This window comes from Nocardia veterana NBRC 100344, assembly GCF_000308855.1.
GTDB classification, from domain to species: domain Bacteria; phylum Actinomycetota; class Actinomycetes; order Mycobacteriales; family Mycobacteriaceae; genus Nocardia; species Nocardia veterana.
In genome coordinates this window covers 46,220-59,541 of record NZ_BAGM01000033.1, presented here as the reverse complement: position 1 = coordinate 59,541, position 13,322 = coordinate 46,220, and the positions used below count along the sequence as shown (strand labels likewise).

The window sequence follows — 13,322 nt, the reverse complement described above, 5'->3', positions numbered from 1 at the left end:
AAACCTCCTGAAGTCAGCTCGATACCGTGGCCTGCTCGACGATCGCCGCGAACATCGACCGCATGGTGTCGATGTAGCGCGCCACCGATTCGTGAGCGACCTCGGTATCGGGATAGATCACGCTCAGCGTGGTTTCCGACGGCAACCGGTTCACCCAGATGAGCGCCTCCTCCGAGGCCGCGCGGTTGGCGTAGACCCCGGCGGTGATCTCGTCGAAGAATTCGTGGCCGAGGAAATCGCGGGCGTCGATGAACGAGATCATCGGTGTCACCCAACCGGGTTCGACCTTGATCTCCGAGTCCGGCGGCAGCAGTTCCAGCACCCGGTGGAACGAGGTGGGCGCCAGCAGCAGCCCGTTCTCGTAGGCGCGCTGCGCCAACTTCAGCGTGCGGGTGACCGGCGTGCCGGGACCGAGGGGGAAGGCGACCGGCACCAGGGTCACATACCAGCCGACCGAATTCGCCTCCGCCGCCGAGGTTCTGGTGCTGACCGGCGTCATTCCGAAGTAGTAGTCGGAATCGGCGAGGGCGCTCTCGGCCAGGGCCGCCGCCGCGAACACCCCGCCCACGAACTCGGCGTCGTTGGCGCGGCAGACCCGTTCGAAGGCCAGCGCTTCGGCCTCGTCGAGCAATCGCACCGTGCGATGGGCGGAACGGTTGTACCTGTCGGCGCGCTTGCCGAGATCCAGCGGGAACGACGGCAGCCGATTGTCGTTGCCGCGCAACAGCTGCAGCCACTTGACCACGCCGGGTGAGGACAGGGTCAGCTGGTCGCTGAAGGCCCGCTCGGCGAGGCAGTAGTCGAGATAGCTCGCCGCCGGTGGCAGCGGCCCGGTCTCGCCGCCGAGTTCGGCCAGGTACAGCTGTGCGAAGTCGGAGGCGGACAGGTACTGGCCCAGACCGTCGGTGTGCAGGTGGTCGACGGCGAGATAGACCGTGGTCGCCTCGCCGTGTTCGATGGCGCCGAAGGTGAAGCAATCCCATTGGAACGGACCGGGAGTCGTCTTCTCGACATGTTGGCGGATCGATGCGGCATCGTCGATCCAGCCGTAGTCGATCGGGACGAAATCGACCGCCTCCGCCGGCACCAGATGCCGCCGCACGACGCCGGCGGAGTCGATGTCGAACCACGTGCGGAAGGTGTCGTGGCGCAGCAGGAAGGCGTTGATGATCCGGGTCATGACCTCCCGGTCCAGGTCGCCGGTGGGGATTTCCGCGGTGACCAGGCACAGGCCGGAGAACCGGAAGTCGGCTCCGGCGTGCCGGGCGGCCAGCCGCAGATACTGTTCCTGCTGCAGCGACGGCGGCGCCGGATGCCGCGGCGCCGCCTGGGCGGCGGCCACCGAGTCCGGTGACGCGACCCAGGTGACCAACCGTCCGGGCGGCGGCTCCCATTCGTCGATGAGCCCGAAATCGACCACGGGTTTACCTCGATTCCCTCGTTTGCCGTAACGACGGATCCATCAGCTGACACCTGCCATTTCCGCGACCGCCCCGGCGGAGTTCGCGGGGGCCGCCTCGGACCCGTCCGGTACGGACCTGTCGACCGCTGCGGCCAGCGCCGCCGGATCCGGTTGGGCGCCACCGGGTTCGTGCGCCAGGATCAACTCGGCCACCTTGGGCCCGGCCTGCTCCAGACTGAACGAACGACCCATCTGCAGCGACATCAGGTCGATGCCGAGCGTCTTGGTGACGCGGGCGCCGAGTTCGACCGCCATCAGCGAATCCAGGCCCAGCTCCGGGACCGGGACCGTCATATCGATGGTGTCGACGTCCACGCCCATGACGACGGCCAGTTCGCCGGCCATCAGCCGCGCGATGTGCGGGCCGCGCTTGGATTCCTCCATCGCGGCCAGCTCCTCGCGCAGCCGGGCCAGCTCCGAGGTGTCCTTCGCCGAGGCCCGGGCCAGCGCGGCGGTGCGACCGGTGCGGGCCAGCTGTGGGAAGGTGCCGGTGAGCTTGGCCCAATCGGTCGGGATGACGGCCACCCGCGAGACGCCCAGCCGCAAGCACTGTTCCAGATAGGCGGTGGCATCGCCCATATCGATGGGACCGAATCCGACCAGGTCGAGATATTTCTCGGAGGTCTCGTTCGCCGCCATCCCGCCCGCGCCGGAGAGGTGGCCCCAGCCGACGCACAACGCCCGCTCCCCCGCCTGCGACCAGCGCAGCGCCAGCGATTCGACCGCGACATTGGCCGCGCAGTAGCTGTATTGGCCGTAGATGCCGTACATCGACCCGCCGGACGAGCACAGCACGAACATGTCCAGGTCGATGCCCGCCTCGGCCACGGCGCGGTGCACGAGCTGGGCGCCCAGCACCTTCGGCAGATAGACCTGTTCGAGCTGACCGAGTTCCATCTTGGCGAGATTGTTGTCCGCGACCGCGCCCGCGGCGTGGAAGACGCCGCGCAGCGGATGCTCGGCGCTGTGGATGCGCCCGATCGCGGCGGCCACGGCGTCGGCGTCGGTCACGTCGAGCAGTTCCTCGACGATCTCGATGCCGATGGCCCGCCACGCCTCGAGCTGACGGCGCGCCTCCTCCGTAGTGGCACCCCGGCGTCCGGCCAGCACCAGCCGCCGCGCACCCCGCAGGGTCAGCCATCGGCCGATCGCCAGCCCGAAGCCACCGAAGCCTCCGGTGATCAAATACGTTGCGCTGTCGCTGATCTCGACACCTGGCAGATACGGGCGCACCGGTGGTTCGGCGGCATCCATCCGCAGCGCGATGCGGGCCGGCCGCGACGAGCGCAGCGTCTCCTCGAACGCCTTGCTCACCTCGGCGGTGTCGAACAAGTGGTACGGCAGCGGGCGGTAGGTGCCCTCGGTGACCTTCTCGAACACCCGCTGCAGCAGCGCCGCCAGCCGTTGCGGCTTCACCTTGACCAGCCGGTCCAGGTCCATCGAGAAGTACGACAGGTTCTTGTCGAAGTTGGCCAGCTCGAGCAGTCCACCGGTGTAGATGTCGGCCTTGCCGACCTCGACGATGCGACCGAATTCCGCTGCGGCATTGAAGTTCTGGCGCAGGATCTCGCCCGGCGCGCTGCTGACGATCACGTCGGCGCCCGCGCCGCCGGTGATCGCGGCGACCTCGTCGACGAAGTTCAGCGACCGCGAATTGACCGCGTAGTCCGCGCCCATCGCCAGCACGTGCGCACGCCGCTCCGGCGTGCTGGCGGTGCCGATGATGGTGGCGCCGCGCGCCTTGGCCACCTGGATCGCGGCGGTGCCGACACCACCGGCCGCGCCGTGCACCAGCACCGTTTCCCCCGGTTCCAGCCGCGCCAGATCCAGCAGCGCGTATTCGGCGGTGCCGAACGCGATGATGCTGGTGCAGTGCCCGGGATCGGTGCCCTCGGGCAGCACCACCGCGAGCTGGCGGTCCACGACCGCGAACCGGCGCATCATGCCCTTGGCGGCCACACCGACCAGATCGCCGGCCTTGACGTCCTCGACGCCCGGGCCGACCCGGACCACGGTGCCGACGCCCTCCATCCCGGGCACGGTGCCGAAGTACGTCGGCGCCAGCTCCCGCTCGCCGAGTAGTCCGATGACCTTGAGTGGGTCCTTGTAATTCAATCCGACGACCTGCATCCGGATCTCGATCTGGCCCGGACCCGGTGCCACCCGCGGGCATTCGCGCCACGCCAGGGCCGACAGCAGCCGGGTGCGCGGCATATCGAGTTCGAAGTTGGCCTCCGGATCGGTCAGCGGCGCCGAGGTTTCCAGGGCCTCCAGGCGTTCGGGCAGCGGTTTGGTGATCACCGTCGCCCAGCGCTTCCCGTCCCGCAGCACGACCTCGTCGCAGTTGTCGTGGGTGAAAGCGCCGGGGACCGCCAGTTCCGCCACGAGATCGGCGATCGGCGTGCCGGGTTCGGTGTCGACCAGCCGCCACCGCAGTGCGGTCTGCTCGTTGAGCAGAACGCGCCGCGCGCCGGCCAGCGCGGCCTGCCCGGTATCGGGAACGGCGGAACTGCCGGGCAGGGCGAACGCGGATTCGGTGACCAGGGTGCAATGCACCGCGCCGTCTCCGAAAATCGTTTGTGGAGCGGCATTTTCGCCGTCCGGTTCGACGAATTCGGCGATCGCCACCGCGAGGCGTTTGAGGGTCCATAGATCGGCGATATCGTCGCTGACCGCACCGGCCACCACGCAGATGTGCAACCGCTGCGTCGGTTCCGCACGGGCGGCGCGCAGCTGCTCGATCAACTCGGTCTCCAGTTCCGGACCGGTCGAGGCCACGACGTGCAGGCGGGAATCCGGGAGCGCGGCCGCGAGTTCGGCGGCCCGTGTGGTCTCGCCGAGTCGGACCACCACGGTGCTCGCCGAGCCGACATCGGCCAATGCGGCCGGGTCGATCGGATCGCGTTCCTCGAAGGTTTCGGTGTAGTAGAAGTCGGCCATCCGGTGCAGCGGGTCGTCACCGGGACGCAGCGCGCCGATCTGCAGGCCGGAGAGGCGGACGACCAGCTTGTGGTCGGCGTCGAGCAGATCGACATCGGCGCGCAGTCGCGCATGCGGATCGCGCCGCGCCACCACCGTCACCTCCTTCGGCAGTTCCGCGAGCAAGCGCACCGCGCCGACGCCGACCGGCACCATGACGCCCTCGTCGATGCGTTCGTCGGCGAACAGCATGGCGGCACACTGCATGGCCGCGTCCACGACCGCCGGATGCGCCAGATGGCCGGAGTCGGCGGCGATTTCGCCGTCGACGGTCGCCACCACCACATCCCGGCCCACGCGCACCGAGGTCACCCGCCGGAACGACGGCCCGTACTGGAGCCCGGCCGCGGCCAGGCCCGTGTAGAACATCGCCGGGTCCACGTCGATGCCGACCTCGATCTCCGGGACATCGACCGTCGTCTGCTCGTGGCTGCCGGTGAGCGTGCGTCCGGTGGCGTGCACGGTCCACGCGGTACCGGTGGCACTGCGGGATCGGATCAGGAACCGGCCGCTGGCCTCCTCGATGCTCAGCGCGACCAGCGGCACATCCGGGGCGCCCATGATCAGGGGTGCGACGAATCGGACCCCCTCCAGCGCGACCTGGTCCGAGCCGATCCGCGACTTGGTGGCGCTGAGCGCGGCGTCCAGATATGCGGCACCCGGCATGATCTTGATGCCGTTGACGACGTGATCGGCCAGCCACGGCAGCAATTCGGCGCCGACCTGCAGCAGCCACTCCGGCCGGCCCTCGACATCGGGATCGCCGAGCATGGCGTAGGAACCGGGGGTGCCGAGGCGGGCCTGTTCGAACAGCGGCAGCGCCGAGTGCAGGCGGGTGCGCTGCCAGGGGTAGCGCGGCAGCGGCAGATGCGGCGTCGCGGCACGATCGGACGGGAACAGCACCTCGCGGTCCAGGACGCCCGCGGCATGCAGTCCGATCAGGGTGCGGCGCAGGCTGTCGGCGTCGGATTGTTCCCGGTCCAGCGTCGCCACGGTCGTGCCCTGCGCATCCGCGCCCAGCAGGGCTTCGCGAATATTGCCCGACAGCACCGGATGCGGACCGACCTCGAGGAAGATCCGGTGCCCGGCGCCGATCAACGCGGTCACGGCGTCGAAGAAGCGCACCGGCTGCCGGACGTTGGACCACCAGTAGGAGGCGTCCCAATCGCCTTCGGAGACCTGCATGCCGGTCACCGTCGAATACAGCGGCACCGACGGTTTGCGCGGTGTGAGATCGGCCAGCTCGGAGCGCAATTCGGCCTCGATCGGGGCCATCAGGCGGCTGTGGTAAGGGACCTCGACGCGCAGGCGACGCGCGAAAACGCCGTCCTCGGTGAGCTTTTCGGCCAGCCGGTCCAGCCGCTCGACCTCACCGGAGAGGGTGACCGCGCTGGGGCTGTTGACGGCGGCGATGTCGATACCGCCGTCGTCGCCGATCAGTTCGAGCGCCTTGTCCTTCGGCAGGCCGACGGCGAGCATCCCGCCCGTGCCGGCGGTGGTCGCCTGCAACCGGGCGCGATGGTAGGCAACCCGCACCGCATCCCGCAGCGACAACATGCCGCTGAGGTAGGCGGCCGACACCTCGCCCACGCTGTGGCCGACGATGGCGGCCGGGGTGATGCCGTACTGTTCCAGTTCCCGCACGATCCCGACCTGGACCAGGAAGTTCGCCGGCTGCGCGACTTCGGTGCGGGTGACCCGGGATTCGTCCTCGGGTTTGTTCAGTTCGTCGATGATCGACCAGCCGGACAGCTTCCGGAATTCGGCGTCGATCTCCTGCGCCGCGGCGGCGAACGCGCCACCGGCCGCGAGCAGTTCCCGGCCCATCCGCCAATGCTGCGGACCCATGCCGGAGAAGACGAAGACCGGTTCGGCGGCCCGCGACACGATGGTGCGAGAGGCGTCGCGACCCTCGCCGGCCGCGTAGTCGCGCAGATCCCGGACGAGATCGTCGGTCGACTCGCCGACCAGCACGCCGGTGCGGAACGGGTGGTGCGCCATGCGCGTCCAGGCCGCCTCCGCGAGATGGTCGGGATCGGCGCCCGCGGCGACGAGGTCGGCGAAGCGACCGGCCAGCGCCCGCGCCGCGCTGGTGCTGCGCGCCGAGATCGGCAGGATGCCGAAGTGGCGTTTCGGTGCGGTCGCCGCGGGCTGCCGATCGCCCACGTACTCCTGCAGAATGGCGTGGGCGTTGGTGCCGCCGTAGCCGAATCCGTTGACCGCCACCGACATCGGTCCCGCATCGGGCGCCAGCGGTTGCGCTTCGGTCTGCACGTACAGGCCCAGCTCGTCGAAGGGAATGTCGGGGTTCTGCTTCTCCAGCCAGCCCTGCGGGGGCAGCGTGCGATGTTTGATCGCCAGCGCCGCCTTGATGACGCTCGCGACGCCGGCGGCGGCCTCGGTGTGGCCGATGGTGGCCTTCACCGAACCGACGCCCACCGCGTCGGTGCGACCGGACTGCGCACCGAAAACCCGTCCCAGTGCGCGCAATTCGACGGGATCGCCCACCAGTGTCCCGGTGCCGTGCGCCTCGAGGTAGGTGATCGAGTGCGGCGCCAGGCCGGACCGTTCACACACCGTGCGGGCCAGGGCCTCCTGCGAATCGACGTTGGGGACCGTGATCGCGGTGGTGCGCCCGTCCTGATTCGAACCGGTGGCCTTGACCACCGCGTAGATCCGGTCGCCGTCGCGCACCGCATCGTCGAGCTTCTTCAGCACCACCATGCCGGCGCCCTCGCCGCGCCCGTATCCGTCGGCAGAGGCGTCGAAGGATTTGCACCGGCCGTCGGCGGCGAGGAATCCGCCCTTGCACATCAGCACGAAGGTTTCCGGCTGCAGCATCACGTTCACACCGCCGGCCAGCGCCACCCGGCAGTCGTCGTTCTCGAGCGCCTGGCAGGCCAGATGGAAGGCCACCAGGGAGGAGGAACAGGCGGTGTCGACGGTGATCGCGGGCCCGACCAGGTTGAGCGCGTAGGCGATTCGGTTCGACAGCATGGTGTAGGACGCGCTGGCGGGGGTGTGCATATCGGTGTGGAACAGGGCGGGCCCGACCACGCCGATCACCGACTGGTCCACCACGAACCCGCCGACGTACACGCCGACCGAGGAGCCGGCCGCGCGCCCGGCCATCCCGGCATCGTCGAGCGCCTCCCAGGTCACCTCGAGCATGAGGCGCTGCTGTGGATCGAGCACCGTCGCCTCGCGCGGGGAGATGCCGAAGAAGTCGGGGTCGAACTGCCACGGGTCGACGGTCATGAAGGCGCCGCGCTTGGTGTAGCTGCGCCCCGGGGTACGCGGTTCCGGGTCGTAGTACCTGCGGTAATCCCAGCGATCCGCCGGAATGTCGACCACGCCGTCGCGCTTGTCGACCACGAAGTCCCAGAATGTCTCAGGCGAGTCGATTCCGCCCGCGAACCGACATCCGATACCCACAATTGCAATATCCGACACGAATATCCTCCGGTCTCGCCTACACAGCCACCGGGGCCGACTCGGCGACTCACTCGTCTTTTTGGTCCTGGGCATTGACCGATGGCGCCCACGCTATTGGCCGATCACTACGGAAAGAAATGCTTTACCGGACATTTGGATCCGCCAACCACGGTCCCGGCCCGAAATTGTGAACTCGCCCAGTGGCCTCGCGCCCTGCCCCGTGATCATCGGCCGGACTGCCATCGACCGGGCAACACGGAGTCCGAAAGCGCTGGAATGCAACAGTATTCAAGGCGATGCGGCGGTACCGTCGGCCTGGCGACCGCGTCTCGTACCCACCGGTCACAACACCGCCGCGGTGAAATTATGATCGGTCGGAAAATTGAATACGCCACCGCCGACCCGAAGCGCGTGGCGTCCTAATCTTTCGTTCGATGCCCATTTTCAGCGGGGAACTGCCGGTCCTGCAGCGCAGCGTCCGGACAGCTAATTTCCAGAAATTCTCGGCGACCGGACCGGCGCTCGGCGCGACCCGGTTCCCTACCGAGCCGCACACACAGGTGGGAGGCGGCACGTGTTCGCCGGTATGACGCGCTGGGCCGATATCGTGCTGCGCAGGCGGCGATCAGTGATCGTCGCCCTGGTGGCCGGCCTGCTCGCGCTCGGCGGCTACGGGCTCGGACTCGGTGACCATCTCAGTTCCAGCGGATGGGACGATCCGAACTCGGAGTCGGTGCAGGCGGCGCGGATTCGCGCCGAGGTGTTCGGACGCGACCACAGTGCCGACGTCATCCTGCTGTATCACGCCCCACCGGGAACGACGATCGACGATCCGGCATTCTCCGGCCCCGTCGTCGCGAGCCTGAACAGTCTGCCCGAACGCTATCCGGGTCGCATCGACCGGATCAACGGCGCGTACTGGCCGACCCGTACCGGATCGGCGCTACCCGACGTCTTCGGCTCGCCCGACCGCACCCACGCCTTCGCCTCGGTCGCGATCCACGGCGACACCCCGACCGAGCAGATGCGCAACTTCCGCACCCTCGCGCACGCCTTCGACGTGCCCGGAGTGGATATGGAGGTCGCCGGCGGACAGGCGGTGGCCGGTGCGTTGAACGACACCATGGCCCACGATCAGCAGCGGATGGAATTGTTCGCCGTTCCCGCGGTAGCGGTGCTGCTGTTCTTCGTCTTCGGCGGGGTGGTGGCCGCCGCGCTACCGCTGATCGTCGGCGGACTGACCGTACTCGGGGCCTGGGGGCTCATTCGGCTGCTGACCACCGTCACCGAGGTGAACTCCTTTGTCTCCCCGGTGGTTTCGATGGTCGGCCTCGGCCTCGCCATCGATTACGGCCTGTTCGTCCTGAGCCGGTTCCGCGATGAGCTGGCCGACGGGCGCGAGGTCGACGAGGCGGTGCGGCGCACGGTCGGGTCCGCGGGACATACGGTGCTGTTCTCCGGCACCATCGTCGCCGTCGCCGCCGCGGGGATCCTGGTGTTTCCGCAGGGGTTCCTGCGTTCGTTCGCCTACGGCGCGATCATCACCATCGCGTTGGCCGCCTTCGCCTCGATCACGCTGCTGCCCGCGATGCTGGCCGTGCTCGGACACCGGGTGGACCGGTTCGGGGTCGACTGGTTCCGGCGCAGCACGCCACCCGGCCGTATTCCGGACAACCTGTGGAGCCGGATCGCGGCGCGGGTCATGAAAAGGCCTCTCGCCGTGGCGGTTCCGGTCTGTCTCGGCCTGCTGGTACTCATCGCGCCGCTTCGCGACCTCGCGTTCGGCACCATCAACGAGCGCTTTCTACCGCCCGATCATCCGACCCGGGTGGCGCAGCAGCACTTCGACGAGATCTTTCCGTTGCGCCGGATCAACCCGATCGATCTGGTGCTGATCACCTACGACCCGGCCGCCAAGGACACCGTGCTGGCCGCCGCCGATCGCACCCCGGGGCTGGCCGCACCCTTCCCCGACTGGCTGCAGCGGCCCGCGCAGTCCAGTGTCTTCACCACCCAGACGGTGCTGACCGCCGATGCGGACCCCGACGCCGCCATCGAGCGGCTGCGCTCGCTGCCGCTACCGCCGGGCACCACCCTGCTCGTCGGTGGCCAACCGGCCATCGAGAAGGACAGCATCGACGCCCTCGTGCACCGCATACCGCTCGTGGTCGCGCTCGTATTCCTGGCGACCACCGTGCTGATGACGCTGAGCCTGCGCTCGCTGGTCCTGCCGCTGAAGGCGGCGGGACTGAATCTGCTCGGGCTCGGCGCGACCGTCGGCATCCTCACCTGGATCTTCATCGACGGCCACGGTGCGGCGGTGCTCGGCTTCACTCCGCAGCCGATCATGGCGCTGGTGCTGGTGGTGATCGTCTCGGTGATCTACGGACTGTCCACCGACTACGAGATCTTCCTGCTCTCCCGGATGGTCGAGGCGCGGGCCGCGGGGGCGACCACACCGGAGGCGATCCGGGCCGGTGTCGCGCACACCGGCCGCATCATCACCGCGGCCGCGCTCATCCTGCTCGTCGTCACCGGCGCCTTCGCCCTCTCCGATCTGGTGATGATGCAGTACATCGCCTTCGGCATGGTGGCGGCGCTGGTGATCGACGCCACGGTGCTGCGCGTCGTGCTCGTCCCGGCGACGATGCGACTACTCGGCGACGCGTGCTGGTGGGCACCGCGCCGACTGCGACGGCCGGGGCGCGGCGACACCGAAAAGCGGTGTGCCGACGGCATGTCCGCGCGCACCGAAGCGGAGCCGGCGGCCCCGCTGCCGCAGCGGGTCTGATCCGGGTCGCCGAAGCCGGGGCAGCTTCGATGCGGCACGCCGTCCGGTGACCGGCATACGGCGGGGCACAGTGGGTACTGCCGTGCACACGGGGACCGCCGACACGGTCCGCGTGTGCCCGATCACCAGCGCACCCCGGGCTACGGTCGGGTCGGCCCGGATGTCTCCGGGTCGACCCGACCGGGTGCCGAACGGGACAGGAGGACATCGCCGTGCCGGAGCCCGCAGCCGTACTGTTCGATATCGACGGAACCCTCGTCGATTCCAACTATCTGCACGCCCTGACCTGGCATCGCGCCTTTCGCGCCGTCGATCTCGACGTCCCGATCTGGCGAATCCACCGCAGTATCGGGATGGACGGCGACACCCTGGTCCGGACACTGGCCCCCGAACTCGACGACGACGCGGCCGACACCGCGAGCGACCTGCACAGCCGGCTCTATCTCGAGCGTGCCGACGAACTGACGCTGTTGCCGGGCGCGCGCGAAATCCTGCGCGATCTGCACCGAGACGGGCTGCGGATCGTGCTGGCCACCTCCGCACCGCCGGACGAACTGGCCGTACTGCGGGACCTGCTCGACAGCGAATCCCTGCTGTACGCGGTGACCGGTGGGGAGGACGTCGAGACCGCCAAGCCGGATCCCACGATCGTGCGCATCGCGCTGGAACGAGCCGGGGTGCCGGCGCGGCGCGCGGTGTTCGTCGGCGACACCGTCTGGGATATGCGGGCCTGCGCCGACCTCGCACTTCCCGCGGTCGGGGTGCTCAGCGGCGGCATCGGCCGGGCCGAGCTGGAGGCCGAGGGAGCGGCCGTCGTCTGCGACGATGTCGAGCAGCTGCGGCACCGGATCGCGCGGACCCCCATCGCCGCCCTGCGGTAGCCTTCGGGTTCGCCCGCGAAGGAGCGCAGACGAGATGACCGTGCAGTTCGAGAGCGCCAGCTTGGCGGATACCGAGGAGTTCCTGAACCGGAACTACACGACAATGCACATCGGCAACGCCGCCGAGACGCCCGTGCGCAGTCACATCACCCGGGACATGCTGGGGTCGGTGAGCCTGGATCGGCTCGAACTCGGCTTCGACATGGCCTACGACGCCGATCCGTTGCAGAAGATCTGCCTGTGCGCGGTGGAATCGGGGCGGATCGCGGAGAACTACGTCGACATCGGCACCGACACCTTCGGCCCGGGCGACGTGGGTGTTCTCACCCCGCCCGAACTGCCCTTTTCCGGGACGGTCCACCAGGCTCGGTACACGATCACCATGTTCGACCCGGCCGTGCTGAACCAGGTCGCTACCACGGACGACCCCGACGGCGCACCCGTCCGGCTGACCGGGCACCGGCCGGTCACTGCTGCCGCGGGCCGCGGCCTGGCCTCGGTCCTCGCGCACATCCAGCAGCTCACAGCGACCTACGACGGCGAGGTACCGCCGCTGGTGGCGGCGACGGCGACCCAGTATCTGGCCGCGAGCGTATTGCACGCCTTCCCGAACACCGCCGCATCCGAGCCCGGCCCCCGGGACAACCGCGATGCGCATCCGGCGGCCCTGCGCCGGGCGATCGCGTATATGGAATCGAATGTGCACCGCGATATCACGGTCGCCGATATCGCGGCGGCGGCCTACGTGACCGTCCGCGCTCTCCAGCTGGCGTTCCGACGCCATCTGGACACGACCCCGATGGCCTATCTCAAGCAGTTGCGGCTGCGTGGGGCGCACGAACAACTCGTCGCGGGCTGTCCGGCCGACGGCGACAGTGTCGCCGCCATCGCCGCCGCCTGGGGGTTCGGACACCCCGGGCGCTTCGCCGCCCTCTACCGCCGCCACTACGGGCGGTCACCGGCCGCCACCCTCGGCCGCTGACGACCCATCGGGCGAAGGACGAGCCGAAAAGCGAACGGTTCTGTCCAGTTCAGTCCCCACCTACGGCGCTACCGATAGCGTTCACACATACTGATGTCTGTGCATAGAACCGACCCGACCAGGAACAACAGCTCCGCTATGAGTGCGCGCGCGGATTCCGCGCCGCGGGTCGGATCGTTCCGATTCTGGTTCGCCACCCGCCGCTGGGAATGGTCGGAAGAGGTCTACCGCATGCACGGGTACGCCCCGGCGGCGTCGTCCCCACCACCGAGCTGCTGCTGGCGCACAAACATCCCGACGACCGCGAGGAGGTCGCCCGGACCATCGCCCGCGCCATCGAGCTCGGCGAATCGTTCTCGAGCCGGCACCGCTTCGTCGATACGGGCGGGAAGGTGCACAACGTCATGGTGGTCGCCGACCGCATCTTCGACGATGAGGGCAAGGTCGCGGCGACGGCGGGTTTCTACATCGATCTGACCGACACCCTGGCGGAGAACGAGCGCGAAACGCTGACCTCGACCCTGCCCGACGTCATCGAGAACCGGGCCGTGATCGAGCAGGCGAAGGGGGTGCTGATGCGGATGTACCGCATCAGCGCCGATCAGGCCTTCAAGGTGCTGGCCTGGCGCTCCCAGGAGACCAACACCAAACTTCGCGACCTGGCCACCCAGATCATCGAGGAGCTTCCGCTGCTCCCCGCCCCGTCCCCGCAAACCATCACCGCCTTCGACCACCTGCTGCTGACCGTCCACACCCGGTTGCAGTCCGAGAAACCCGACCGCAAGTGACGGC

General features: G+C 68.8%; 5 protein-coding genes and 1 pseudogene. 4 read left to right on the top strand and 2 right to left on the bottom strand.

What is annotated here, in order from left to right:
• Nucleotides 1-13 precede the first annotated feature (13 nt).
• A complete protein-coding gene (locus ON37_RS06405) occupies nucleotides 14-1,420 on the bottom strand; it encodes a condensation domain-containing protein (protein WP_040717836.1) in 1,407 nt (468 codons plus the stop codon).
• Nucleotides 1,421-1,462: 42 nt separating this feature from the next.
• The gene (locus ON37_RS06400) at nucleotides 1,463-7,894 is read right to left on the bottom strand and encodes a type I polyketide synthase (RefSeq protein ID WP_040717834.1); all 6,432 of its coding nucleotides are present in this window, start codon (nucleotides 7,892-7,894) and stop codon (nucleotides 1,463-1,465) included.
• A 568-nt stretch (nucleotides 7,895-8,462) separates the two neighbouring features.
• On the opposite strand from ON37_RS06400, the gene ON37_RS06395 reads away from it, so the two are divergent.
• The 4 genes and pseudogenes from ON37_RS06395 to ON37_RS06380 all read left to right on the top strand — a co-directional run bounded on the left by ON37_RS06395 (nucleotide 8,463) and on the right by ON37_RS06380 (nucleotide 13,318).
• Entirely contained in the window at nucleotides 8,463-10,667 is a 2,205-nt protein-coding gene (locus tag ON37_RS06395; protein ID WP_210742358.1) for an MMPL family transporter, read from the top strand.
• A gap of 212 nt (nucleotides 10,668-10,879) precedes the next feature.
• Nucleotides 10,880-11,548 (top strand): HAD family hydrolase, encoded by a 669-nt coding sequence (locus ON37_RS06390; protein WP_040717833.1) that lies wholly within the window; start codon nucleotides 10,880-10,882, stop codon nucleotides 11,546-11,548.
• Between the two features lie 34 nt (nucleotides 11,549-11,582).
• On the top strand, nucleotides 11,583-12,530 hold the full coding sequence (locus ON37_RS06385; RefSeq protein WP_040717832.1) for a helix-turn-helix transcriptional regulator: 948 nt from the start codon (nucleotides 11,583-11,585) through the stop codon (nucleotides 12,528-12,530).
• A gap of 138 nt (nucleotides 12,531-12,668) precedes the next feature.
• Nucleotides 12,669-13,318 (top strand): annotated as a pseudogene (locus ON37_RS06380) (PAS and ANTAR domain-containing protein).
• The last annotated feature ends 4 nt before the right edge of the window (nucleotides 13,319-13,322 follow it).